At 45.1% G+C, this 24,231-nt stretch carries 25 protein-coding genes and 1 pseudogene; 7 read left to right on the top strand and 19 right to left on the bottom strand.

The annotated features are described in order from the left end of the window. Positions 1 to 188: 188 nt before the first annotated feature. The 16 genes from IX95_RS17600 to IX95_RS26685 all read right to left on the bottom strand — a co-directional run bounded on the left by IX95_RS17600 (position 189) and on the right by IX95_RS26685 (position 12,182). Positions 189 to 1,013, bottom strand: coding sequence for a hypothetical protein (locus tag IX95_RS17600; protein ID WP_038162446.1), 825 nt, complete (start codon positions 1,011 to 1,013; stop codon positions 189 to 191). Positions 1,014 to 1,134: 121 nt separating this feature from the next. Beyond that, complete coding sequence (locus IX95_RS17595; protein ID WP_038162444.1) at positions 1,135 to 1,947, bottom strand: hypothetical protein; 813 nt, start codon at positions 1,945 to 1,947, stop codon at positions 1,135 to 1,137. 201 nt (positions 1,948 to 2,148) lie between these two features. Beyond that, a complete protein-coding gene (locus IX95_RS17590) occupies positions 2,149 to 2,595 on the bottom strand; it encodes an eCIS core domain-containing protein (protein WP_081885446.1) in 447 nt (148 codons plus the stop codon). A 235-nt stretch (positions 2,596 to 2,830) separates the two neighbouring features. After that, complete coding sequence (locus tag IX95_RS17585; protein WP_038162442.1) at positions 2,831 to 3,031, bottom strand: hypothetical protein; 201 nt, start codon at positions 3,029 to 3,031, stop codon at positions 2,831 to 2,833. A 104-nt stretch (positions 3,032 to 3,135) separates the two neighbouring features. Beyond that, entirely contained in the window at positions 3,136 to 4,722 is a 1,587-nt protein-coding gene (locus IX95_RS17580) for a hypothetical protein (protein ID WP_038162439.1), read from the bottom strand. A 60-nt stretch (positions 4,723 to 4,782) separates the two neighbouring features. Continuing rightward, positions 4,783 to 5,565, bottom strand: a complete 783-nt coding sequence (locus IX95_RS17575; RefSeq protein ID WP_038162436.1) for a hypothetical protein — start codon at positions 5,563 to 5,565, stop codon at positions 4,783 to 4,785. 8 nt (positions 5,566 to 5,573) lie between these two features. Continuing rightward, positions 5,574 to 6,647, bottom strand: a complete 1,074-nt coding sequence (locus IX95_RS17570; RefSeq protein WP_038162434.1) for a hypothetical protein — start codon at positions 6,645 to 6,647, stop codon at positions 5,574 to 5,576. A gap of 21 nt (positions 6,648 to 6,668) precedes the next feature. Continuing rightward, a complete protein-coding gene (locus IX95_RS17565; RefSeq protein ID WP_038162432.1) occupies positions 6,669 to 7,022 on the bottom strand; it encodes a hypothetical protein in 354 nt (117 codons plus the stop codon). 74 nt (positions 7,023 to 7,096) lie between these two features. Beyond that, positions 7,097 to 7,579: a RebB family R body protein gene (locus tag IX95_RS17560; protein ID WP_038162429.1), complete on the bottom strand. Its 483-nt coding sequence runs from the start codon at positions 7,577 to 7,579 to the stop codon at positions 7,097 to 7,099. A 43-nt stretch (positions 7,580 to 7,622) separates the two neighbouring features. After that, positions 7,623 to 7,829, bottom strand: a complete 207-nt coding sequence (locus IX95_RS17555; RefSeq protein WP_038162427.1) for a RebB family R body protein — start codon at positions 7,827 to 7,829, stop codon at positions 7,623 to 7,625. A 136-nt stretch (positions 7,830 to 7,965) separates the two neighbouring features. Further along, positions 7,966 to 8,232, bottom strand: coding sequence for a RebB family R body protein (locus tag IX95_RS17550; RefSeq protein ID WP_038162424.1), 267 nt, complete (start codon positions 8,230 to 8,232; stop codon positions 7,966 to 7,968). 92 nt (positions 8,233 to 8,324) lie between these two features. After that, on the bottom strand, positions 8,325 to 8,594 hold the full coding sequence (locus IX95_RS17545) for a RebB family R body protein (protein WP_038162421.1): 270 nt from the start codon (positions 8,592 to 8,594) through the stop codon (positions 8,325 to 8,327). Between the two features lie 17 nt (positions 8,595 to 8,611). Then, positions 8,612 to 8,893, bottom strand: coding sequence for a RebB family R body protein (locus IX95_RS17540; protein ID WP_038162420.1), 282 nt, complete (start codon positions 8,891 to 8,893; stop codon positions 8,612 to 8,614). A 50-nt stretch (positions 8,894 to 8,943) separates the two neighbouring features. Further along, positions 8,944 to 9,243 carry a RebB family R body protein gene (locus tag IX95_RS17535; RefSeq protein ID WP_038162418.1) on the bottom strand — a complete coding sequence of 100 codons (300 nt, stop codon included), beginning with the start codon at positions 9,241 to 9,243 and terminating at the stop codon, positions 8,944 to 8,946. A gap of 174 nt (positions 9,244 to 9,417) precedes the next feature. Then, complete coding sequence (locus IX95_RS17530) at positions 9,418 to 10,749, bottom strand: helix-turn-helix domain-containing protein (protein WP_038162416.1); 1,332 nt, start codon at positions 10,747 to 10,749, stop codon at positions 9,418 to 9,420. 143 nt (positions 10,750 to 10,892) lie between these two features. Continuing rightward, a complete protein-coding gene (locus IX95_RS26685) occupies positions 10,893 to 12,182 on the bottom strand; it encodes an ATP-binding protein (protein WP_200876942.1) in 1,290 nt (429 codons plus the stop codon). Between the two features lie 557 nt (positions 12,183 to 12,739). Between IX95_RS26685 and IX95_RS25950 the strand changes: the two are divergent. Beyond that, positions 12,740 to 12,937 (top strand): annotated as a pseudogene (locus IX95_RS25950) (cation:dicarboxylate symporter family transporter); the annotation flags it as partial. Positions 12,938 to 13,002: 65 nt separating this feature from the next. Here IX95_RS25950 and IX95_RS17520 read toward each other — a convergent pair. Both IX95_RS17520 and hrpA read right to left on the bottom strand, forming a co-directional pair. After that, positions 13,003 to 13,497 (bottom strand): outer membrane beta-barrel protein, encoded by a 495-nt coding sequence (locus IX95_RS17520; protein ID WP_038162414.1) that lies wholly within the window; start codon positions 13,495 to 13,497, stop codon positions 13,003 to 13,005. Between the two features lie 102 nt (positions 13,498 to 13,599). After that, on the bottom strand, positions 13,600 to 17,529 hold the full coding sequence (gene hrpA / locus IX95_RS17515) for an ATP-dependent RNA helicase HrpA (protein WP_038162410.1): 3,930 nt from the start codon (positions 17,527 to 17,529) through the stop codon (positions 13,600 to 13,602). A 351-nt stretch (positions 17,530 to 17,880) separates the two neighbouring features. On the opposite strand from hrpA, the gene IX95_RS26545 reads away from it, so the two are divergent. Then, entirely contained in the window at positions 17,881 to 18,057 is a 177-nt protein-coding gene (locus tag IX95_RS26545; RefSeq protein ID WP_006958948.1) for a hypothetical protein, read from the top strand. A gap of 47 nt (positions 18,058 to 18,104) precedes the next feature. Continuing rightward, complete coding sequence (locus IX95_RS17510) at positions 18,105 to 18,584, top strand: porin (RefSeq protein ID WP_038162408.1); 480 nt, start codon at positions 18,105 to 18,107, stop codon at positions 18,582 to 18,584. Between the two features lie 52 nt (positions 18,585 to 18,636). Here the strand turns inward: IX95_RS17510 and IX95_RS17505 are convergent, their stop codons facing one another. Next, positions 18,637 to 19,929, bottom strand: a complete 1,293-nt coding sequence (locus IX95_RS17505) for a MipA/OmpV family protein (RefSeq protein WP_171354691.1) — start codon at positions 19,927 to 19,929, stop codon at positions 18,637 to 18,639. A gap of 151 nt (positions 19,930 to 20,080) precedes the next feature. Here IX95_RS17505 and IX95_RS17500 point away from each other — a divergent pair, with 151 nt between their 5' ends. The 4 genes from IX95_RS17500 to IX95_RS17485 all read left to right on the top strand — a co-directional run bounded on the left by IX95_RS17500 (position 20,081) and on the right by IX95_RS17485 (position 24,152). Continuing rightward, positions 20,081 to 20,452, top strand: a complete 372-nt coding sequence (locus tag IX95_RS17500; RefSeq protein WP_019275911.1) for a hypothetical protein — start codon at positions 20,081 to 20,083, stop codon at positions 20,450 to 20,452. Beyond that, entirely contained in the window at positions 20,449 to 22,356 is a 1,908-nt protein-coding gene (locus IX95_RS17495) for a hypothetical protein (RefSeq protein WP_038162403.1), read from the top strand. The genes IX95_RS17500 and IX95_RS17495 overlap by 4 nt, the downstream gene beginning before the upstream one ends. Positions 22,357 to 22,434: 78 nt before the next feature. Continuing rightward, positions 22,435 to 22,893: a tellurite resistance TerB family protein gene (locus IX95_RS17490; protein ID WP_021456630.1), complete on the top strand. Its 459-nt coding sequence runs from the start codon at positions 22,435 to 22,437 to the stop codon at positions 22,891 to 22,893. A 149-nt stretch (positions 22,894 to 23,042) separates the two neighbouring features. After that, positions 23,043 to 24,152, top strand: coding sequence for an FAD-dependent monooxygenase (locus IX95_RS17485; RefSeq protein ID WP_038162399.1), 1,110 nt, complete (start codon positions 23,043 to 23,045; stop codon positions 24,150 to 24,152). Positions 24,153 to 24,231 lie beyond the last annotated feature (79 nt).

The raw sequence follows: 24,231 nt of genomic DNA, 5'->3' as shown, positions 1-24,231 counted from the left end.
ATCCTTCTTGTCATACGCTGACTTTAGTTCACGCCATTAGCTTAGAAAAGCCCACATTCCTGTTTCAAGAGTCCCCTACTTTTTAGATGTAATCGATTGGTTAGTTAGTTATCGAAAGACGTTTCTTAGAGTGTCTGTCCTATTAGGTTGTTTCGTTTTTATAGTCATAGGTGTTTTCGTATAAGGTATTAAATTGGATAAGCATTAACGATATGGCACTCGCCAGTCATGTTTCTCACGTCCACCATGACTTTTACTCTATAACTATCCTTCCCGCTCCCAGTTGTACCTATTTTCTTAAGGTATCCTTGTTCTAGGTTGCTATTTTTTTTATTCCCGATGGTAAACTTGTCGATATTATCTTTTTTATCGTTAAATATTTCCTTTATAGTTTCCTCCACCTGTTCCTTGTTCATATTCCATTTGCTTTTCCCCTGTACAGTGGAATATTGTCCGTGCCCCTCCATGATGTGGTCCATATCTATATTAGTTATCCGAGGGTTCCATAACATCTCTCCGTGCACGGTATTTTGAATTTGGCTTATCTGTGGTTCGTTACCCTGCGAAATTTGATTAAGTTGACTTTCGTTCTGGACTTCCTGTTGCCTTTTTTTAACCAGATCTTTTTCCTGTCGTTTGGCGTCGAGTCTTTTTATCTTTTGGTTAATTCCCTGGGTGCCCAAGGTTAGGACTGCTGATGGTACAAATATAGTCAATGATGTGCCTACATATTTACCTATCGGAAACTCAACTTTATACCCATGCACTCCTTTCTCTGTCGTTAGTTCTTCGATTACATACCCAGTATTACCTTTATGAATCACAGGAGTGTCAACTTTTAAACCTTTATCTACAGCCCTCTGTAAAATTCTATGGTTCTGAAGGTGACGTTGCCCTATTGATCGATTATCCAATAACCCAAAACCTTGCTTCCCATTACTTTTCTTCTGAGCAACACAATTAGCAATCGCCCTACTTTTATTCTCTTTTGGCTTCTCTACTTGTGCAAACATATCTCAAACCTTTTTAATTGTCTTTATTCGATGTTATGGGCTTTATCAACTCTCATGAATTTATATTGACCCATGTCTTTTCTACATTACAGGGTCACTCGCTTAATCATTTCATTTTGTATCATGCTTTTGTCCTTTCCGTTGCAGCTCCACCTTTCTGCCGTCGGTCTTGTGCTTCCGTCAGCAGCTGTATGACATCTTCATACATATTAGTGTCTTTTAAGTTTTGTTTTTCCATGTAATAAGCTATGTCAAAAAGCACTGTATCGTATTCTAGGTGTGGTTTACTACTTGCATAACCCAGCCTATATAATATATGGCGATATTGATCTTCACTCATCTCATCCTTGTCCCATTCTAAAGCGTTCCCTAATTCCTCAATATTGTTTTTTAGAGTTAGTGTTTGCTTTTTATGATCACTTATTTGTGTTCCATTCCAACCGTAATATTCATTATTTCGATCTTTCTTTATTCGACTATTCCCGTCATGAGGTGATATATTCAGATTTATATAGGTGTCATCCATCCTCGCATTATTTGGTTTATATCTCTTCCTGTTAGCAACGTGAATCAACTCGTGTATTAATTGTCCGACATACACATCTTCTTCCAAGCCCTTAGCATTGTCTTTGTCGTAATTAACTGTAATTAATCCATCTTGTCGTATGATATTTGGGTCTATTTCCATCTGAGCTTCGTCTGAATGTTTGAAATCAACATATTGCATAAATTCTTGTGCCTCTGACAAATGGCTTTTTACTACATTGGACAGTTTATCTCGGTTAAGAGTGAACGGCGTACTATCAAGCAAGCCGTCCAAATCATTGTAGCGTGTTTTCTGCACAACTCCCTTCCCATTACCTTTCTTCTTAGCAATAGAATTAGCTACCGTCCTACTCTTATTCTCTTTTGGCTTTTCTACTTGTGCATACATATCTCAAACCTTTTTAATTGGACTTTAATGATTGTTATAGGCTGTTTTCAGTTGCCTACAACATGGTGGCGAAGCCACCGTGGACTTTAATTAGACTATCTCTTTACTAAAAGTGACTCTTTAACACCATGAACCGGCTGTTAATGAGCCATGGCCTTTTACCATCACACCCCATTTCTTCCAGGGGTGCAATTAGGAGCTCTATCCCCCCACCCTTACCGCCATTTCCCCCAACTCCGTCGCATGCTGCTCTAGCCTTGGGTCGTCGTTTACTGCTACACCATTGACTTCAATGGTTGGCTCTACCATGCCCATTTTTTGTTGAACTACGTGGCCAAGCTCATGCGGTAGGTGGCTTTCTTGCCCTGGAGCGAGGTAGATGTCTTCCCCTTGTGCGTAAGCGTGAGCCTGAACTTGGGCTGGCTTGTGTGAGTTGTAGTGCACGCGCACCCGTTGAAGATTTACACCCGATATACGCTCCATGCCTTGGCGCAGGCTAACAGGCAAAGGCTTCGTTGCCACTTTAACGCATGGCGAAGCCGCATTACTTGCCGCACGCTGCGCTAACCATTTGTGGTGCTTCACGCCAAACAGTGGCGGGTTTATCCGTTTTAAGCTTGTCCGTTTTAAATATGGCTGCGTTTTCATTGGCGTTACCGTCCTTGCTTGCCTTTTTAACTTTGCTATATCTTTACTTTATGCTGGTTTTTACTTGGCGACTTGGTATAACCGATGCCGTCGTTGGTAAAGTCAAGGTTAGGGTGAGTTGTCAAATGTTAAAAAAACCTCTTCACAAATAGCCTTGCCCTGAGGTGTGAAGAGGCGGTTGAAATGAGCCATCAATACACTGGGTACGGATGACTCGTTGGCTAGCCGTTACAGGCTATTCGGTTGCAGCAACTGCACTTAGCGCTTGTTGCTCGGCCTCTTTTACGGCTTGGGCAACATTATTGGTTCCGTAAATTTGCCTAGCGACACTCTCATCAGTGTAAGCAACACTATGGCTGGCGACTTGCTCTTGATGGATCACCTCTTGCTGTGCATGGAACTCTTGTGTGCTGTCAGATTGTTTTCTTTGGCTCATGATGTTTCTCCTTGGTTAATTTCGCTATTTCTTGCCTTGTGTTACAAGTCCTTACATGGGTAGACAACCTTAAAATGCTTGTTGGCTACCGATGTTCTATTTGGTTAAGCCAGTGGTGAAAATTCACCCTCTACCCATACGTCGTTATTGGCGAACAGGTTTATAAGCTCGTGTGGCCGTGAATGTGCCAGTTCTAAAAAGCTGGCTTCCCATATATTGCGGTTCGATTTAACCTTTATGACGTTATGTAAATCTCGCTTCCAGTCTATGGGCAAAAACACACATTTTTCGGTGTCGGTGCCACCGTATACTTTGTCTTCTGCCGACAAGCAGACTAATCGTCGTTTATTGGTTTGCGTCAGTTCCGATTCTAATACCAGGTAACTAAGACAAGATCGCAGCCAAGTTGCTATGGTTTGAGGCTCTTTTGAGCTGACGGCCTTAGACGCTAGTACTTGAGATGCCAGCGCATTCGAAACCTTTACTTGCCCGCCTTCCTCACTCACTGACTGTTTGTTTACCGCATCTGGTTTCGCTGTTTGTTGATTTGTTACTTTCCTATGTGGCTTGCCTGCTGGCGCAGTGTTCTGTCGGCCTGATTTCGATGGCTCTGTGTTCAATGAGCTTGAACTCGCCTGGTTTAAGGTTTGTATTATGTCTATTGCCATGCTTCGGTATGCAATGCTGTCGTGTTCAACCTCTGCTTTCGCCCCTTTGGCATCAGTTTTTGCAGGCGCTGCTTGTTGGTGGGCTTTGTAGCCTGCCATTAACGATTTTGCCATTGCTAACCGCGCCAGCACTAAGGGCGGTCGGTTTAGCCCAAGTACGCGAATGGTCTGCTCGCCTTTGCTGGGTTTATCGTTATGCGCTAGCCAATCTTCGTACTGCTGCTGCGTTTGGCTGTCGGTAAGCAGCTCGCCACTGGTGGTGAACTGGTTTGGAATACTGGCGGGCTTTTGCCACATCAGTACCTCCACTTGCGCTGGCGTTCGATGATGTTTGGCTTGGTAAAAGCGGCACACTTGATCAAAAGCGTAAGCGTGGCCGTTATGTGGATTAAAGCGGATATAATCACGCGGATCTTCTTGATAGGGGTTAACCAGTAGTGGCTTCTCTTGGGTGACATCTTGTGCGTTGCGCTCACCCACAATTGGAAACTGGCCTGCTTTTTGGTCACTGTTACATTCTGGGCAGCTATAAACTAGGTTTGATTGGTCGTACGCTTGCAAGTAGTAAGGTGAACAAGAGTGGCGTTTGTCACTACTTTGACTGGCATCAGTATCTAACAAGGTGACGGGACGAAAGTGCCCAACTTCCCCTGCCCCTGTTGGCATTAAGAAGCTTTCGCAGTAACAGCAGCAGCAATGTGATAAGCGCTCTAACGCCGTATGAACATCACGGCTAGCGTATAGTGCCGGATCAAACGCTGCGTAAGTAAAGCCCACTTGCAGTGTGTCTTGCGCTGAAGAGCGAGTACTGCCATCACGCTGTGTGATCAGAACTAAGTTATTTGCCAGATCGGGCGCGTACCCTTCTTTTGATAACACTTGACGATCTTGTTTCGTTAGCGTGTGGTATTTGGGTGCTTGGCTCAGCCGCTCCACCAGCTCTTTCATCTGCTTGTTTGCAGCTGCCTGTTTTACGCTCAAATCAGCGCTTAACTCAACGTTAAGTTTGTCTAATTTAATCATACTGTTGCCTACTTGGTTGTCTTTTTGCCTTATTCGACCATTTTTGTCCTTGCAGAATGGTTATTCACTTACCCCATGAGGGGGATGCTGCTCCACTGGCTCTTGCTGATTCATAGCTTCTGGCTGACTCATAGAGTGTGGCTTGGCTTCTGCGGTTAAAACATTCAACGCAGGATCGTCCATACCCAATAATTGCTGCTGATAGGTTTGCTGCTTTTCCATCATTTGCTGCTGCATGTCGAACGCGGCCTGTGTTAACGAGGCTTGTTTGTTCATCACTTGCTGCTGCTTGTTTTGATGTGTTGCCATGAGCTTACTTTCGTAACCCTGTGCGATGTTTGACATTGTTTCCGCTGCCTGGCTATTGAGCGTGCTAAGTGGGTTTGAGCTGCTTAAGTTCGAGCTAGGTGTACCTTGCCCATTATCTCGCCCTTTTCCATCTTTTCCCTCTTCGCCCAATATGGGTTGAGTGGGTTGAGGGCTTTGATCAAACTCTGAAATATCATTGCCCTGATCTTGCTGCTGGTAAGCTTGCGATAGTGACGGGGGCTGCTGCATCAATTTTTGCCGTTCGCCGTCGATGTAATCCGACGACTGTTTCAACGAATGATTAATCGCTTGCATGGCGTCTGCGATTACGTTGTCGACATTTTTCATTATCGTGTTGGTATCCACGGGCAATGACATTTCAGCTAACCTCCGCATTGCATCGTACCTATCAAAGGCTGATGTCTCATTTAGCGTGTCGCTACCCTTTGTTTCATTCACCCGACTCCCAATGTTTTGGGTTTTGTTTGCTGCGGATGATTGGCCAAAAGGGCGTGGCTGGGTGTTATTGTTCATGGTTCACCTCAATTGATTGACAGCGTGTGCGGTTTGGTGGTGTGCTCGTCTGCAATGCCCACTTTGCCTGCTTTTATTTTGGGGATAGGCAAATCGCTATACACACTTAAACAGCCCACTTCATCGACGTTGACGATGATTTCTCGTTCCGGTAATGAGTACAGGTAGTGACGATACTGGCCCGCTTGGCTCACATAACTGTCCGTTGCCAATTGCTCGCACAATACTCCCTGTAGCTGAGTTATGTAGGCATTAGCCTTGTCTTCCAATGTCCCTTTTGCTCGCCAATCAATGTTTAACACTATGCTAAGCACGCCAGAAGCAATACTGCTAAAGCCCAAGGTATTGCCCGCGTCACTCCACTGAACAAACGCATTTTGCAAGTTGGTTTGATCCAATTCGAATGTCACCAGGGGGCAGTCAAGCCTATTCAAGGCGATCTGATTGAGCGTAGCGAGCGCGTCTTCTACCGTGTGGTGCTTTGAGTCGATATGTGTCGCGACATGCAAGTAGGCGGCGTAGTTCAACCCAAAGCCTGTCAGTGTTCGCGAACCTGTTAATGCCCAATTCGCGGCTTCCGTTTTCATGCTCTGTTTTGCCGGAATGTATCGTTCGATGTACATCAAACTGTTGTAGCAGTTAATGCTGTCTTGCAATCCACTATTCCAAGAAAAAGGCACCGACGACTTACCGTGTTCAAACAAGGAAGCGACTTTGGTGAGCTCACTGTCGGTCACCAAATGGTTGCGGTTTAGTACGTCACTAACTTGGCTGGCCGACGCTTGATGCGCTTTGTTTTCTGTGCTCAGGGTATGCACGTCTTGTGCATCGACATCGAGCAGTTTTTTTATGTCTAGTGTCAGGTCAATATTAGGCAACGCCACATATGAGGTACCCGACAGCCCTAGTCCAATTTGCTCCATAAACCCATCTTCATTGGCAAAGGCTAAAGTATTCGTTGTGTTAGCAATGTTGATGTTGATCCAGGGTAGTGCATTCGGAAGCATGCCAACCAGCTCTTGATTGCGTGGCGTTAACTGGCTAAACGACTGCATTTCTGTCCCTTCGATTTTTATGGTCATGTCCCACTTCCTGTCCTTTGGCTAGAGTCTGTCTGAAAAATCTTGAATTACCTTGCTGGCCTTTTCACCGACGTTGGCAAAGTTGGTGGTACTTTGCTCTACCATGGTGTTCACCTGAGTCAGAATCTCTGCATAGGGCGTGGTTTCTCCGGTTGCGAGCATTTTAGACAGTGCCACCCCCATAGCCGTTGTCGCCATGGTGTTGATGTTTCTTAGGTTGTCTGTGGCATCTTGCACCGCTATGGCCGAAGACTGCGATATGGATTGAAGCGCTTTACCTGCGCCCGATGCTTTAATCACGTTGCCGGTTAATGTTGCCTCTTGGGTCTGTTTGACCGTTTCGACAATTTGAGTATTCACACTTTCATCTTTCATTGTGATTCCCCTGTTTGGATCCTATTTGATGGCTCTTGTTGATTTATGCTGAGCACCGAACGCCTAACGTTTGATTACACCAAGTTATCGAACTTGGCTTTCAGCTCTTTTGCGATGTTTTCAAGTAGTGCTTTTTCGTTCGCTTCGATGTTCTTTGCCACTTCTTCCACCGCTTTAACCAACGCTTCGTCAATCAAGGTTTTGGTAATCGATTTGTTGGACATTCTTAGTTCTTTAATCAATGCAAATTCCACTTCGTTTTTTAGCTTTTCCTCAGCGAGTTGCATTGTTTTTAGCTCTAGTTCAAGCGCTTCTTTCGTCTTAGGTGGCGGCGCAACGGTTTCTGTTTTCAGAATTCGGGCACAGCTTGCGTTAAGTGCGGCACCTGCCGATGTTTGCGAGTTTTGTTGAGCCGTCACGGCATTAAACATGGTCATGCCAAGGGTTTCAGTTCCTGCTACGTCCAACATGCCCATTGCCTGTGAAGGTGCGCCCCCCGTTAAAAGGGTATGTATTTGGCTCACCGAGTCGGTGACTTGATCGTTAACTGAGCTCATTGTCTTCTCCTAGTTTTTGACTTTATTTTGACTACTCTGCTGCCTAGGGCTTTCCTGCTGCTGGAGGCTTACCCGCTGCCGCTGCGAGAATCATTGCGCAACATTGATTGACACTTGCGTTTTGTATCAGTTGGCATTGCGCTTCGTTATGCACTGCATTTTCCATCAATAGCCCAATGGTGTTCGCCATGACGACATCGGTGACGGCCATTGCAAATGCGGGTGCCGAATCTATGCTCTCTTCTTCCATCTCATTCCCCCATGTGGGCACGTTTCCGACATGCCAGGTTAGTGCTTGGGGAAAGGCTTTCTAGAAATTCAATCTATCACCTTTAATTGGCGATATTGGCACAGGTATATTGCCAATATCGCCATTACGAATCGCCCTAGCGGTAGATTCGCTCTGAGCCGACAGCTGCCGCTGCAACATCCATAGCAAACATGGTGTTAACGCCTTGAACCAGAGCAGCTTGAGCTGTTACTCCATTGTTTTGCTGGCCAGATGTCGCATTGTGCGCAGCATTAGATAGAGCTTGGCTTGTCGCTAACATAAAGTTACCTGTTGCCACTGCAGGTGCATCACCCAGTACTTTTGTGTTTACTTGTGAGATTGAGTCTGTGATCTGACTGTTTACTGCCGTTGGAAATGCCATAATATCTTCCTTTTTAACGATTTAAAGTATGTGGCTGACTAGCCACAAGTTTGTCCGCCTATCGCGTCGTTGAACCTTTCAGGGATGCTCCGTCAAGCGCCTAATAGTTTCTTCGTCGCCACAGCCGAGGACGCGGTGTCGACGGTATAAAGTAAATTTACTCCTGCCGTCGTGACTGCTTGCGCAGTAATGTTTGCTTGTTGCTGCGCTGCCGTTGCGTTATGTGCCGCATTAGCAAGTGCTTGTGAAGTTGCTTGGAACAAGTTGCCCATTGCTGTTGCTGGGGCTGTACCAAGTACTTCGACATTCGCCTGAGTTACCGAATCGGTGATCTGGCTATTAACTGCTGTTGGAAACGCCATTTAAGATCTCCTTACCCTTAACTCTGCTTTAAGCTGTCTAGGATGTCTTTGGTTGCTATGCCTGTTGATGCCGTATCAATGGAGTACAAGGTTGTGACGCCCATTGTGGTTGCAGCTTGTGCGGTAATTGCTGCTTGCTGCTGCGCCATAGTGGCGTTGTGAGCTGCGTTACCCAATGCCTGTGAAGTCGCTTGGAATAGATTGCCCATCGACATGGCTGGTGCGTCGCCCAGTACTTTAACGTTTGCTTGTGTGACCGAATCTGTGACTTGGTCGTTTACTGCGGTTGGGAATGCCATAGTGCTATCCTTTTCAATGGTGTTGCTGTTAGTTCGCTAATGAACGATGTTTAAGAACCTAGCCCGGCAACGGGTTTCTTACGGGGAGTAAGAATTGCTTTTGTTCCCATTGCGGTGCTGGCGGTATCGATCGAGTAGAGCGTTGTTACACCCATCGTTGTCGCCGCTTGCGACGTGATACCAGATTGTTGCTGAGCTAGTGTGGCATTGTGTGCCGCATTACCTAATGCCTGTGATGTCGCCTGAAAAAGGTTACCCATCGACATTGCTGGTGCATCACCTAATACCTTCACATTCGCCTGTGTGACTGAGTCTGTGATTTGGTCGTTAACCGCTGTCGGAAAAGCCATATTGTTTGCCTCGCTTTGTTTGTTCAATCTTCACTGTGTTTACTGCGCGTTTGAAATTGAATGCCGCTGTAATTTCAAACGATATGAATAGGTTAATCGCCCGATGACAAATAAAATTGGTCAAGCTTATGCTCCGTTTGGTAGCAAGCATTCAACCATTGGTAGAATCTATTTTTATGGGATTAAACGCGTTTCTGTATGCAGTAATGGATGCGAGAGATCGTCCACCAATGCTAAAAGCTCTGGGCTAGATTGGTCATGCTGAAACTGATCTCGGTAGACTCCGGGACTCACGCCTACAGTGGCTTTGAACTTGCGCACAAAAAAGCTAAGGTCTGAAAATCCGACGTCGTCACATACTTGGGTTACGTGCCTATTGGGGTTTTCTGAAAGAATTTCCATCGCCTTAACTATTCGCAATCGAAGCAGCACTTGCTTGAACGACATGCCTAAATACACTTTGAACAGATATGACAAGTGCGAAGGGCTCATACAGGCATGCCCTGCCAACTCTTCCATTGTTAGCGGTGTTTTGAAGTTATGGTAAAGGTGGCTTATCGCTTTGTTTAGGCCAGGGTGGCTTTTGGGGCTCCCTTCAAGCTGAGTTTCGTTGGTATTTTCATTTACGTTAAATGAACTGTCAGTCAAAAGTGGTGCCTGCGCGTTGATACGGGCTTGATTATCAATTTTTAAATAAGGCTTACGCGCTCTTCCATTTATGGTAGTAACAATAGTTGAAGTTTCGCTTGTCGGCTCATCGTTAACCATAGTCGGAAAACAGTTGAGTAATACCTCACGATTAATAATGGTTGATTCAGCTTGTATCGCTAATTTATCTAGACATCGCTTTAACTGTTTTACGTTACCTGGCCAGGCGTAGTTATTTAAAACCTGCCATGCACTCTCCTGAATAGACAAGCGCTCAATTTGAGGATCAGATTGTTGATAGTATTGCACCAAGGCTTCTATATCTTGCTCTCTTTCAGCCAGCGTGGGCAATCGAATATTTAAACAATGGTAATGCAACCACCTCAGTAATAAGTTATCGTTCCTGTCACTTTCTCTTCCTCCGTTATCCTGTTCTAAAAAAGGTAATTCTGTTGTACTCGCTATAAGACGCACATTGGTATTTAAGCTATCAAAGCGCTGCCATACAGCTTTTAATACACGGGCGTTGTCGTTGTTTAACGCGTCAACATTGGCAATGTAGACACTGCCCCCTTGTGCTTGTTTAATCTGTTCGTCTAACTTGTCGGTGAGGTTTTCATCATTTAATAACTTACAACATACACAAACAAATGGAGCAGATCTTCTCTCACTACTTTCGTGTAATGCTTTGGCAGCAATTCGTTTTCCCGTACCACTCTGTCCAAGTATAAGGACTGGTATTTGACTTGCTGCCATTGATGCTATGCGCTGATTAGTCAACTGTATAAATGCGCTATCACCAACCCATAAGCTATTGAGAGGTTGGTATTCTTCTGTTTTTACTTTCATTCCATTCATAGTTATTTCTCCATCACTGTATTCGTTACTGGAGAAGCAATACGTGTTTATTCTGCCTGGGCGTTAAATAAACCAACTACATTACGTCTCTAAGAAAAAATTAACGAAGTGGAACGATTAAAAACGGATCACATTCGGATCAGTTACGACACCTGACTGAGACTATTGAACTCACCTTGCCTCTCTTTAGTTACGTGTGTCTGGAGTGCTTCCCATATAATTTTATGTTGGAACTTATAGGAATCGGTGAGTGGATAAAGAAAACCAACAGACACTAATTTGTGTAGTTGCCGAATTCCGGTTACCTCACAGCTCATTAAGTACTGTTCAATCTCATCCAATTCGATGGTTAAACCAATAGCAACTAAAAAGTAGAGAAGTTTGGTTTCAACCGTATCGAGAAGCTCCATCATTCTTTGAACCCACTCAATCAATTCGAATGGCACTGTTTCATTGGAGCATTGGGATGTAAGTAGGGCTTTTAGTATTCGAGGGTTACCTTCTGAACGAGAAATCGCTATCGATTTGTGTGAAGGAGATGCAACCTTTTTCGGTTGACTAAGTAATATCGAATCTGCCAAGGCGACTAGGTTCGAGTGATCTAACAATGTTAGCGGAATTAAGTGTGTTCCTGGTAATTGATAGGGGGCTGTTGAAAATTGTAAGGAGCACGTCACTCCCAAAACGATAAATATAGGGAGGTTTTGTGTGTGCTCTATTAAAAGCTGGACGACAAAGGCCTGACGAGATCCAAGACTCTGTAGCCCGTCAATGACCAATATTGAAGTTCCTGTTTCCTTCAAGCGCTGAATAAGAACCATTAAAACCAGTACATCAACTTCGTTACGTCTGTAGTCTGATAGTCCATCTAATGCGGCGGTTTCTGCTCTACTTAAATACAACCCCATCAGCCGTAGCATATGAAAGTAAACTATAGGGCTCTTAACGACTTTTTTGAGGTTTGATCGAATAACGTCGCTATCCAATTCTTGTGGCAGGTGCAAAACCGCACGAATCAACTGCTCAAAGAGCTGAGATTCGTTCGTTACACTTATATATAAATTGCATTTTTTATCGACATTAATGCTACGTAAAAAGTGAGAGATTAAATTTGTTTTCCCCACCCCTTGCATTCCATACACACACGCACTTTGTCCTCGCTCTGCAGCTAAATGGTGCACAAACCTAAGTTGGCTCAGCTCATGGGTACGGCCGACACAAGGGAACCCTTCAGGATAATTCTGAACAGTGTATTCCAAAAGCGAAGGCGATACGTCATCAAGCAGTTCTCCTACCGTCACATTAAAAAAACAAGCTAAGCTTGAAACCGTTCTATATAAAATGTTCTTTCCAGCTTCCGCTCGTTTTATTGAACCAATCGATACGGCTAGCCGACGCTCTCTACACTTGTCAGCTAATTTCTCTTGGCTCAATCCATTTTTTTCTTAATCGCTTTAACAAAAGGCTATTTAGTGGCACCCGACCATACTGTGTTTTATTCATTTATATCACCCAGTTATTATCAAAATTGATATAAAACCTCACCTATCAAATCGATACAAATGAAATAGATTGCAATGGTGATAGTTGCACATTGGCATTACAATTATGCAATTGAGATTTCATTTATTTACATGGATGCTTGACTCTCGGCATAATATAAATTTCTACTAATCAATGCCCTTAATAAATTTCAAAGCCTAACATTAACTCTAGGGCAACACTTCCTTACTTGAAATATCTCGACCAAGATGAAAGCTTTATTTAAGAATGGGATTCATCGAAAAAGTACGCATATTGTTTGCGCTAGATAAGCGATTACAATATTGCCCGGGTTCCAACCGGAAGGTATGCCGATTCCGCTATTTCAGCCCATTTGTTTGGTTCACTTTTGACCGCTTGCTGTACTTCAAATAAATTATCTAATCTTGTCTTAAATCATCACTTTCTAAAGGTGGAACTACATCAATCATTTTTGGGGCGCTGCTAGTCCTTCATCCTTGTTGCCGTTCTTCTGGCAGCAGGTATCCCTATCGAGGGCTTACCTCTACTGTTCGCTCTTGATCGTATCTTCGACATGATCCGTACTGCATTGAACATCACAGGTGACGCTGCTTGTGTTGTGATTGTTGATTCACTGATTGAAGAAGAAGCGAAAGAAGCTGAACTACATAAGCAGCAAGCTTAAGCGCTGATTTCAGGTAATAAAAAGCCCGGCTAGTAACATAGCCGGGCTTTTTCGTGATGTGTCTATTACAAGAAGTGGAAGGTCGCGTTTAGCGAGAAGTTTTTCACATCGTCTTCTTTCATGTTGAATACGCTGTAGCTCGCACCTAAAGAAATTGGGCCCATTACAAAGTATTCCGCACCCACACCGTACATTACGTCGATCTCATCTTCTTTGAAGCCACCATCAGCTTTAAGATCGTATGAATGCAGGCCGCCTTTCGCGTAAATATGCAGTGGACCAAAATCAAGACTTGGTTTGGCTGCAAAGTAAATTGATGAACCAGTTAGGTTAGTTTTAATACCAGCGTAATCAACACGGTCGTAATCGCCTAAATTTTGGTAACCTGCTTCAAGGCCGATTAGAGGCAAAATACCAGTACCGACATGAACGTTGTAAGACGTTGTCGACTCACCACCTAAGTCTGCTTGACCTACACTTGCACTGCCGTAGATCCATGAGTCTGCTGATGCTGTTGCTGATGCACCCAATAATGCTAGTGCGAGTAGTGTCTTTTTCATATTAACCTTCTTTATTTTCCCTTAGCAGAAGCTGCCGCGGCAATCCTCTGCCAATCTCAGTCAAAATTTTGTTATGTTTAAATTTTTATGCAATTTATATACCTAACAATCGTCAATCGCGTTCTTCACGCGTTTGTCCGATACCGGATACGGCGTACCTAACTGCTGAGCAAAATAGCTGACGCGCAGTTCCTCAAGCATCCAACGTACTTCTTTGACGTTGTCTGGTACCGCCATTCCTTTAGGAATTTTGTTGAGCAATTCTTTGTAGTCGTTGGCTACTGATTCAATCTTCAGCATATGCAGACGGTCCTTGTTAGGATCGATCGGCAATTTTTCCATACGACGCTCAATCGCTTTCATGTAACGCAATATATCTGGAAGACGTTTCCAGCCACACTCCGTTGCAAATCCTTTGAAGATCAGTCCTTCAATCTGAGCTTTGATATCTGACAAAGCAAAAGCCATTGTGAAGTCTATCTTACCCTTTAGCTTCTTATTAATACTGAACGCGGTCGTCAAAATTGTCTCAACTTGTTTCGCAATCTCGACAACAGTATCACCGAGCTCAGCTCGAACGTGTTCTTTAAGCTGCTCGAACTGCTCAGGCTGCCAAACTAGGCCGCCCTTCTCTTCAATCAACTTGTCGACACCACATGCGATACAGTCATCAATCAGATCGAGTACTTTTCCATAAGGGTTAAAGTAAAGACCCAACTTAGACTTGTTTGGCAAATTGCTGTGCAGATATTTAATCGGAGATGGTACGTTAAGCAAAATCAGACGACGCTGACCCGCTCTCATCGCTGAAACCTGCTCTTGCTCTGTCTCGTAGAGCTTTATTTCAACACTGTCTTTGCTATCTACAATCGCTGGATACGCTTTAACATCGTAACCACCACGTTTCTGTTGATACACTTTCGGCAGCTCACCAAAGCTCCAAGTATGAAGACCTTGCTGCTCGATATCGTCATCTGCAACTTTTGACAGGGTTTCCTGAACCTTGTCTTTCAGGCTTTCTTTTAGCTCATGAAGATCGCGATTTTCTTTCAGCTTCCGGTTTCTATGGTCTACTGCGCGGAATGTCACCTTAAGGTGATCCTGAACCTGGTCCATGTTCCAATCGTCACGCAACACTTCCACGCCCGTCATACGACGTAGCTCTTTTTCCAGAGCATCAAGTAAAGGGGCTTCCATTGGCGTGGCACGAGCTAAAAACGCATCAGCGTAGTTCGGCGCAGGTACGAAGTTCTTACGAATCGTCTTAGGCAACGACTTGATCAGGCTTACGACCAATTCATGGCGCAATCCCGGAATTTGCCAGTCAAACCCCGCTTGTTCAACCTGATTCAATATAGGCAGAGGTAAATGAACGGTCACACCGTCATTGTCTTCACCCGGTTCAAACTGGTAACTCAGTTTGAGCTTGAGGCCATTTTGGTGCCAGAAGTTAGGGTAATCCAGATCGGTAACGTGGCTCGCGTCACCCTTAAACAGCATCTCTTTTTCAAAGTTCAGCAGCTCGCTGTTCTCTTTAGACGCTTTCTTCCACCAAGTGTCAAAATGGCGGCCTGAGACTACTTCTGTCCCGACTCGTTGATCATAAAAGTCCGCCAACTCATCATCATCGACCAAAATGTCACGACGACGGGACTTGTGCTCCAGCTCTTCCACTTCTTGTAGCAGCTTACGATTCTGTTTGAAGAATGCGTGCTTGGTATCCCATTCACCTTCAACAAGGGCGCTGCGGATAAAGATTTCTCGGCTCACCGTCGCGTCAATACTGCCATAATTCACCAGACGCTTAGGCACAATCGGGATGCCATATAGCATCACTTTTTCGTGCGCCATAACAGCTGCACGCTTTTTCGACCAGTGTGGTTCACTGTAACTACGCTTGATGAGGTGCTTCGCCAGCGGTTCAATCCACTCAGGTTGTATCTTGGCAATAATGCGCCCCCATAGCTTCGAGGTTTCCACCAGCTCGGCTGACACAATCCATTTCGGCTGTTTCTTAAACAAACCTGATCCAGGGAAAATATGGAATCTCGCGTTACGCGCACCTTGGTACTCATTTTTCTCTTGGTCTTTCATACCAACATGGGAGAGCAACCCGACCAAAATCGCGCTGTGAGTACCTTGATAACTAGCAGGTTCATCATTGAGCTTGAAATCCATTTCACGCATAGACTGGTGAATCTGGAAATAGACATCCTGCCACTCACGCACTCGCAAGTAGTTTAGGTAATCTTGCTTACATTGTTTGCGGAACTGGTTCCCGGTCAATGCCTTCTGCTGCTTCTGAACGTAATCCCATAAATTAACAAACGTCAGGAAATCCGATTCTTCATGGAAGAAGCGCTTGTGTTTATCATCCGACGATTGCTGTTTGTCGCTCGGCCTTTCTCTTGGATCCTGAATCGACAGCGCTGAAGCAATAACCATTACTTCTTTCAATGCACCATATTTTGGCGCTTCAAGAACCATACGAGCCAAACGAGGGTCAATCGGCAAACGGGCTAACTGGCGACCAATCGAGGTCAGACGCTTTTTAGGATCTCTCGCATTTTCATTAATGGCACCCAGCTCTTCCAGAAGTCGCACACCATCTTGAATATTGCGCTTATCAGGTGCTTCAACGAACGGGAACGCTTGAATGTCACCTAAACCCAGCGCTGTCATCTGCAGAATAACTGAGGCTAGGTTGGTGCGAAGAATTTCTGGATCCGTAAATTCTGGGCGAGATTCAAAATCATCTTCCGAATACAAACGAATACAGATGCCTTCCTCAACACGACCACAACGACCTTTACGCTGATTCGCACTCGCCTGAGAGACAGGTTCAATCGGCAGACGTTGTACCTTGGTTCGATAGCTGTAGCGACTGATACGCGCCGTACCCGGGTCGATGACATACTTGATGCCCGGTACTGTCAGAGACGTTTCAGCAACGTTGGTCGCCAATACGATTCGACGTCCTGCATGAGGTTGGAAAATTTTGTTCTGTTCACCCGCTGAAAGGCGCGCATACAAGGGGACAATTTCAGTGCTTTTAAGATTGCGCTTTGTTAGCGCGTCAGCAGTATCACGAATTTCTCGTTCACCGTTCATGAAGATCAGGATGTCACCCAATCCTTCATCACACAGCTCATCAACTGCGTCAAAAATACCTTCTAACTGATCGCGATCGACGTCATCGTCACCACGTAGCGGACGGTAACGTGTTTCTACCGGATAAGTACGGCCAGACACTTCAATGATAGGCGCGTCGCTAAAGTGTTTCGAGAATCGCTCAGGGTCAATGGTCGCTGAGGTGATGATCACTTTCAGATCCGGGCGACGCGGCAAAAGCTCTTTGAGATAGCCGAGAATAAAATCGATGTTGAGACTACGCTCGTGCGCCTCATCGATAATGATGGTGTCGTACTGATTTAAGAAGCGATCGTGCTGAATTTCAGCCAGCAAGATACCGTCAGTCATCAGTTTGATTTGGGTATTGTCTGAGATCTGATCGTTAAATCGAACCTTATAACCTACAAACTCACCCAGCTTGGTTTCCATTTCTTCAGCGATACGATTCGCCACCGAACGAGCTGCAAGACGTCTTGGCTGAGTATGACCAATCAAGCCATACTGACCGCGTCCAAGTTCAGCACAAATCTTTGGCAACTGAGTGGTTTTACCAGAGCCTGTTTCACCGGCAACGATAACCACTTGGTTGTTTTCTATCGCCTCTGCAATGTCATCTCTTTTCTGACTAACAGGCAGTATTTCTGGATATTCAATGGTGGGCTTATAGCTGGCTCTTTGCTCTACATCCATCATGGATTTGGCGATATCCAATGCAATTTCGTCAAACACCGCATGGCGAGACGCTTCTTTCTTTATTTTACTCGCGCCTGAAATGCGCTTGCTCAGACGAAATCTGTCTTTGAGCATGCACTGATTCAATGCCTTGCGAAGAGAGGCGGCGTTATTAGCCTGCCCTTTGTCTTCAGAAGCGGGATTTTTTTCTGGCTGTGACGAAGTCAAAGCGTTACCTATTCTTTTCACTACATAAAACTGTCGCGGATTGTATCACAGTCGCTATGGCAAATGTCTCAATGCGCAAAGCAAATTTTCCGTCAGAGCCAAGCCTGATTTTGCTGTAATCAAAGCCCAAAACTGCCAACAGATTTAGTTATCAACCCCAGACTTGGTGCTAATGCGCTGTATTTTATGAAATTTATATATTTAAGTTTAGCGTGATTTATAACAAGCTTATCGCCTTGTTATGTCTAATACCCTGCCTTGTTCCATTCTATGCCTCGTCCAAATGAGGTCACGAACGTTCATCTCGTGACCTTAGTTATAACGTCTGTCTGACTACGAAAAAGGCATTTTATGTTCAACGACGAAACACAAGATGTACTCGACTGTATTGTGGCATTGCAGCCAAGGGGGCGCAGAAGAAAGCGCAATACAATCAGCGTTGATAAACGCAAGCAGCTGGAAGAACTGAAGTTCCAGCTAAACATGGATCGTCTGGAAAGGAATGAGCTTCCTTACAACTTCAGCTAATTACACCAATAAACCTTTATTTAGATACATTTAAGAGAAAGTTAATCATGAAATTGAAAACCGTCATCCTCCCTATCACAGCGCTTCTTTTTGCCGGTCAAGTTATGGCAAACCCTTACATCGGTGCGAGCTTTTTGTACTCAGATTACCAAGTTAAAAACGACGATCTGGATCTAGGCGACACAAACAGTGGTTACAACCTTTACGCAGGCTACGCGATTAACTCACTGCTTTCTGTGGAAGCGGGTTACGCTGACTTTGTTGATACCAACAAAGACTTAGAGCACATCTACTCAAATGCTTGGCTTGCAAGCGCTAAGTTGACTCTACCTATCACTATTTTCGATATTTACGGCCGTTTAGGTGTGGGTCACTTCCAAAACAACATCAAAGACAGCGACGACATCTATTACGGTGTCGGTGCCGGTGTAAAATTGGGCCCTGCACGTATTGCTCTTGAATACACACAGTACGAAGCAAAAGTGGTTGAGAACAGCTATGCATTGAGCGCTGAATTCCACTTCTAAAACGCAAAAAGCCGTTAGCGAATCATCGCTAACGGCTTTACCTATCTTTCGGTTAAAAATCGAACTGAACGTAAATTGTGTTGTAGTTACTGCCACCTTTAATCCGGCCATACTGAGAAGCTTGCTCAAATATCGCGCTGCGGTGATGGAGCGAGTACCCTACCCACATATTGTCCAAATCTCGATTATTGATCAGATCACCCACATTTATGTCGAATGAGAAATCTAAATAGTTCAATAGATTACTCGCGTTATACCCCTTGGAGTCCATTTCAGTCTGCTCAATGTAGGTAATGCTATCAATGAACGACATACCCTCGGCGACGCCAAATCGCCACTGAGTTGGCCAATTAAAGGTATAGTAAGCCTTAATCGCCGCAATATACTCAGTACTGGCAGATTGCACATCTGAAGACCAGTGATGAACAATACCAGGCGTAAAATAGATGTCCAACGGTACACCAAACAGTTCATCTGTCAGTGGATGTCCATAGAAGAAAGAGGTCATCTGGTTGTTGTAAGGGTCTTTCTCTGTATTGAGCTTCATGATATCGCCGATGTTAGACGGCGTTGCCCAACCGTGCGCAATTCGGAAATAGCGTTTGTTCTTGAGCTCAGACTTAGGCGCTTTTGACTTGTCGTTGAAGAAACCAAAACCAATGTAAAACTCACCCTGATAACGGTCTTCAACTGTACTGGAGTGATACGCATTGTTATCCAAGCGAGTTACGCTGGTGGAACCGAGCAAATAAAGATTGGAATAAACATGATAACGTGCATCTATTCCCACATTCAGATCCACACCACCACCGACCTTTTCTTTGGTGATATCTGAGAAGGTGTAATACTGGCTATTGAAGTCGGCGTCTTTATAACGCAGGCGCGCATGTGGCTTAAGTTCCCAGTCCCCATATTCAAACTCGCCTGAGATACTCAAGTTGCTGTGAAAACGAAACTCATCATCCGTCATCAATTCAGCATCAAGATACCAATCGTCATCGAGGAAATAGCGTAGCTGGCCACCAAAATCGACGGCGTCTCCTCCGTTCGAGTTTTGCTCTGATGAAGGAATATCAACAAATCGCAGCCGCATCAATGCACTTAACTGAAAAGCTTCATCCTCTGGCTTATAAAGATAAGCTCCACCCTGCAAGCCTTCGACAAACACGTGCTCGTTCTCGAAATACATCATCGGTACAAACGTACCAACCGTCTGGTCATTGTTACCCGTGTAAAAAGGGATAGACGCCATACGATAGACAGCCGCAATACCCCAATCCTGTTCACTGATGCTGGTTTCTTCTTCGGCTGTTGCAGAAAAACTGATGGCACTCGCGGCCAACATCGTCAGTGCCAACTGTCTATTTATATTAATCATTTTTTGTCCAAAACTGACTGAACGACTCAAATTCTCATCAATCGATAAAGTTAATACTTATCTTTAAGCTCAATTCACCGTTAATATAAGAGTATATGTTCGCCTAAATCCAATAATTGTGAAAGCATCAGATTTAAAGAAACTACTCGACTCCCTTCCTGAAGGCCAAAACCCTAACATTGTCACGGGTGAAGAATGGCTGCCCGAACGGCTGGTCAATACACACCTAGACGATGAGATGCTGTTTTTGGAGTTTGATAACGCACCGGAAGAAGCTCAAGGTGAAGAGGAAGGACGCGGTTTTGTCGAGCATGAAGTTGACATGATTCGTAAACGATTCGAACAAATTCTTGACGAAAGCTCCGATACAAAAACCAAAGCAGATGCTATGCTGGCCCTCTTTCTTATGGGTCATGAGATGTCGAGCTCCGAGATCATCGAAATTATGGAAGACCCTGAAGTACCTAAGGATCCAACAGAGAACCAATGAAACCGACGCCTGAATTACCCTTCCTATTAGCCGGCCCGATATTAAGAAAATCCACCGCAGAAGAGCTTGTCTTCTGGCTGGTCACCAGTCGCCCTCTTGAAGGCCAATTTGTCCTTCATCATGAACCTGATCATGGGGTGGTATTTCAGGAAAACCTCAGTCACTGCCATCAAATTCAAGTCGGTACTCACTGTTTTGTCACCTTGGCGCATTTCAAACATCATTTTCCAACCGATGTCGCGCTCAGTTACGAATTTGAGACTCAGCTAGGCCCGCTTAGTGAGCTAAATCCACATTTGCTGTACAAGGATGAAGAAAAACTCACGTTTAAGATTTCAACCAAAGCGGATTATGTCCTGCACGGTTCCTGTCGCAATCCACACCACCCAAGCAAAGATGCGTTAGTCAGCATCGACACTAAACTAGCCGCTCAATCACTGGACGAGCGACCAGACATGTTGGTCATGAGTGGCGACCAGATCTATGCCGATCATGTTGCGGGGCCGATGTTGGATGTCATCCTGCAAACCATCGACATGCTTGGCTTACCTTCTGAATCGTTCAGTGACGCGCCGATTGATTCCGCAGAAGCTTTGTACGCGCACCCAGACTGCTTTTACGGGCGGGATAAAATACTGCCCCATTATGTGGATGATGGCTCCTTACTAACCAAATTTTTCCCTAAACGGCATGTGCCGATCTTCAGCTCGCGTGAGAATGAAAACCATCTGATCACCTTCGCTGAGTTTTTCGCCATGTACCTTTTGGTGTGGTCACCGACACTTTGGCCATGCCTCAATCTGACACGTTTGCTCGACAAAACATTCACTAACAATGGCAAAGCACTGTCGCCTAAATGGCAGCAGCAATGGCGTGAAGAAAAGCACATACTGGAAGATTTCATTCAAGGCTTACCTCAGGTCCATAGGCTGTTTGCTCACGTGCCGACTTATATGATTTTTGATGACCATGATGTCACAGATGACTGGAATCTGACGGTGGGATGGGAAAAAGCGGCGTACAGCAACCCGTTCTCTAACCGGATTATTGGTAATGGGTTAATCGCTTACTGGTTATGCCAAGGCTGGGGGAATGAGCCAGATAACTTCAATGATGAGTTTTTGTCTGTCGCTCTCAAATATTTAAAAAGCCCCACAGAACAACACCAAGATGACTTCATTCGTTATCTTTATAGCTTCGAAAGGTGGCACTTTACTATCCACACCTCCCCTAAGGTTGTGGTGTTGGATACTCGAACTCGAAGATGGCGCTCCGAATCTCGAATGAACAAACCATCTGGCCTGATGGATTGGGAAGCTCTGATTGAGTTTCAACAAGAGCTGATGCATCAGGACAAGGTGATCGTTGTTTCTGCCGCGCCTATGTTCGGTGTGAAATTCATTGAAGCGCTGCAAAAAGGCATGACGACCCTTGGCCAGCCACTGGTAATAGACGCAGAGAACTGGATGGCCCATCCAGGGAGCGCTAATACGCTACTGAGTATTTTCACCCACACCAAAACACCAACCAACTTTGTTATCTTGTCCGGCGACGTGCACTACTCTTTCGCTTACGACATTAAGCTGCGCTTTCGACGCTCTAGCCCTAATATTTACCAAATCACTTCCAGTGGATTTAAAAACCAGTTCCCAGAGCCGCTATTGGCGGTGTGTGATCATATGGACAGGCTACTCTACTCACCTCGCTCGCTACTGAACTTTCTGACCAAGCGAAAGAGATTAAAAATCAAAAAGCGCGACCCTAACACCGAGGGCGTTCGCCGTTTGGTCAACACCAGTGCCATTGGCGAGTTGAAACTTGACGACCACGGAAAGCCGCTACGCATTTCGATATTGACGGGTGACGGCAAGGAAATTGATTTCCCACCGATAAAAGAAAAGTAATCTTTTTGTAAAGACACTTGTGCTCGCCTCATATAATCACTATCTATAGAAATAGGAACAAATTTTGAGGCGCATCACATGTTGAATTCAATCACGACCCTATTTAAACAACTCATCGATGGTCAGGATCTGGGAAACCACGCAGGTACCGATCCAAATCTCGCCATCGCTTGTTTACTGTGCGAAGTCGCGGGGGCGGATCATCAAATCAATCAGACAGAGACCGAAGCCAAACTTCAACTTCTGACAAGATTGCTGGATCTAAGCAACGAAGAAGCCATAGCGCTACTCGACCGTGCAGAAGTAAAAAGTAAAGAATCTGCCTCCCTTTATGAGTTTACATCTCAGTTGAGAGAACTCAGTCAGGAAACACGCTTCGATTTGATCAAAGCAATGTGGGAAGTTGCCCATGCCGACGGCGAGATTGACCCACTGGAAGATGCCGTCATTCGCAAAACCGCAGAACTATTGTATGTCGATCATAGTGAATTTATTCGCGCCAAATTGCAGATAGTTGAAGGGCAAGACGGGCAATAATCATTCGCCATTAATTGAACCATTGTATCGGTTAGCACGCCTCAAAAGGGAATCTGCGATCTTTAAGCAAAAAGTTTACTTTTTATGTATTCAGTTGCCTAACTTACTGTTACCGTACGGAAAATACTAACAATACATGGTGAAAGTAAATGAACAAAGCGTCTCTCAAAGTAGCGATCGTAGGGGCCGGACTTAACGGTCTGGCGCTGGCGTTATCGCTTCGCTCGTTCGGCATCGAAGCTACGATCTATGAAAAGTCAGATAAACCTCGGATCGACGGCACAGGTATCATTATGTGGCCCGAGGGAATGCAGGTCCTCGCGGCGTTAACGGATGCGGCCAAGATCAAAACACTAGGCAACACTGTCGATATTATCACCACAGCGACCTTTAACTCCGATATCCTGAACCAGCTTTCAATGCGTCAGGCAGGAAGCAAAGTGAACGCCGATGTCGGCCTGTTCCATCGCCGCGATCTCTACCAACTGCTGCTTGATACCTACGGTGAAGAAAACATTCGCACTGGCCAACATTGTACGGTCGAAAACGATACCATTATGATCAATGGTGAGCCGTTGATTGCAGATGTAATTGTGGGTGTAGATGGTGTCTTCTCTCAGGTGAGAAAGTTTGTTGCGCCAGAAGTTAACCTACGTCAACCAGGTGTTTACTGCTGCCGAGGCATGGTTGATTACCATAACCCTGCAATTAGCGACGACGAGTGTTATGTGTTTGCGGGTATGCAGTCACGCATCGTGACCTACACCTATGATCGTGAAACGCATGGCAAGTACTGGTTCGCCGCTTGTAAAGTTGAGCCGGGCGAAACACTCGACAAAGCCAAGATTCTCGATAAATTTAGCCACTACTCTCCATACCTACTGGAAATGATCGAGCAGACCCCAGAAGAGCAGATCCTGCCCTCTCCTTTGGTCGACGTTGCCCCCTTTGAGCAATGGTCTCGTGATAATACGGTACTGCTGGGTGATGCCTGCTGCGCGGTACTGCCAACCATGGGAATTGGTTTTAGCCTTGGCATTGAGAATGCGTTTATCCTCGCGCAAAGCTTGGCTTCCAACTTCTACGATATTCCTGCGGCATTCGAACGTTATCAACTGCGAGCACAGCAGCGCTCTCACGAATTGCAAAACATCACACATCGTCTGAGTGAGTTAACGTATACCGAGGCGTTCAACCCCGTAGAAGTGGCAGAACTCTATCAGCAGTTCACTATCGTTAATAGCCGCTCTCCGTTCTAATTCAGGCTATGAAAAGAAAAGGCTACGCTTTGTGATAAAGCGTAGCCTTTGATTTAAGGAGCCAAATCCGAATCAAATA

The organism is Vibrio sp. B183 (assembly GCF_000740665.1).
In the GTDB taxonomy this organism is placed as follows: Bacteria; Pseudomonadota; Gammaproteobacteria; order Enterobacterales; family Vibrionaceae; genus Vibrio; species Vibrio coralliilyticus.
The sequence above is the reverse complement of the archived record's forward strand: the minus strand, read 5'-3'. Positions and strand labels throughout refer to the sequence as shown.

Bases quoted from the DNA above. Each gene is read 5' to 3' on its own strand.
- IX95_RS17600 (WP_038162446.1), bottom strand. From the start codon at position 1,013: ATGTTTGCACAAGTAGAGAAGCCAAAAGAGAATAAAAGTAGGGCGATT.
- IX95_RS17595 (WP_038162444.1), bottom strand. From the start codon at position 1,947: ATGTATGCACAAGTAGAAAAGCCAAAAGAGAATAAGAGTAGGACGGTA.
- IX95_RS17590 (WP_081885446.1), bottom strand. From the start codon at position 2,595: ATGAAAACGCAGCCATATTTAAAACGGACAAGCTTAAAACGGATAAAC.
- IX95_RS17585 (WP_038162442.1), bottom strand. From the start codon at position 3,031: ATGAGCCAAAGAAAACAATCTGACAGCACACAAGAGTTCCATGCACAG.
- IX95_RS17580 (WP_038162439.1), bottom strand. From the start codon at position 4,722: ATGATTAAATTAGACAAACTTAACGTTGAGTTAAGCGCTGATTTGAGC.
- IX95_RS17575 (WP_038162436.1), bottom strand. From the start codon at position 5,565: ATGAACAATAACACCCAGCCACGCCCTTTTGGCCAATCATCCGCAGCA.
- IX95_RS17570 (WP_038162434.1), bottom strand. From the start codon at position 6,647: ATGACCATAAAAATCGAAGGGACAGAAATGCAGTCGTTTAGCCAGTTA.
- IX95_RS17565 (WP_038162432.1), bottom strand. From the start codon at position 7,022: ATGAAAGATGAAAGTGTGAATACTCAAATTGTCGAAACGGTCAAACAG.
- IX95_RS17560 (WP_038162429.1), bottom strand. From the start codon at position 7,579: ATGAGCTCAGTTAACGATCAAGTCACCGACTCGGTGAGCCAAATACAT.
- IX95_RS17555 (WP_038162427.1), bottom strand. From the start codon at position 7,829: ATGGAAGAAGAGAGCATAGATTCGGCACCCGCATTTGCAATGGCCGTC.
- IX95_RS17550 (WP_038162424.1), bottom strand. From the start codon at position 8,232: ATGGCATTTCCAACGGCAGTAAACAGTCAGATCACAGACTCAATCTCA.
- IX95_RS17545 (WP_038162421.1), bottom strand. From the start codon at position 8,594: ATGGCGTTTCCAACAGCAGTTAATAGCCAGATCACCGATTCGGTAACT.
- IX95_RS17540 (WP_038162420.1), bottom strand. From the start codon at position 8,893: ATGGCATTCCCAACCGCAGTAAACGACCAAGTCACAGATTCGGTCACA.
- IX95_RS17535 (WP_038162418.1), bottom strand. From the start codon at position 9,243: ATGGCTTTTCCGACAGCGGTTAACGACCAAATCACAGACTCAGTCACA.
- IX95_RS17530 (WP_038162416.1), bottom strand. From the start codon at position 10,749: ATGAATGGAATGAAAGTAAAAACAGAAGAATACCAACCTCTCAATAGC.
- IX95_RS17520 (WP_038162414.1), bottom strand. From the start codon at position 13,497: ATGAAAAAGACACTACTCGCACTAGCATTATTGGGTGCATCAGCAACA.
- IX95_RS26545 (WP_006958948.1), top strand. From the start codon at position 17,881: ATGTTCAACGACGAAACACAAGATGTACTCGACTGTATTGTGGCATTG.
- IX95_RS17510 (WP_038162408.1), top strand. From the start codon at position 18,105: ATGAAATTGAAAACCGTCATCCTCCCTATCACAGCGCTTCTTTTTGCC.
- IX95_RS17505 (WP_171354691.1), bottom strand. From the start codon at position 19,929: ATGTTGGCCGCGAGTGCCATCAGTTTTTCTGCAACAGCCGAAGAAGAA.
- IX95_RS17495 (WP_038162403.1), top strand. From the start codon at position 20,449: ATGAAACCGACGCCTGAATTACCCTTCCTATTAGCCGGCCCGATATTA.
- IX95_RS17490 (WP_021456630.1), top strand. From the start codon at position 22,435: ATGTTGAATTCAATCACGACCCTATTTAAACAACTCATCGATGGTCAG.
- IX95_RS17485 (WP_038162399.1), top strand. From the start codon at position 23,043: ATGAACAAAGCGTCTCTCAAAGTAGCGATCGTAGGGGCCGGACTTAAC.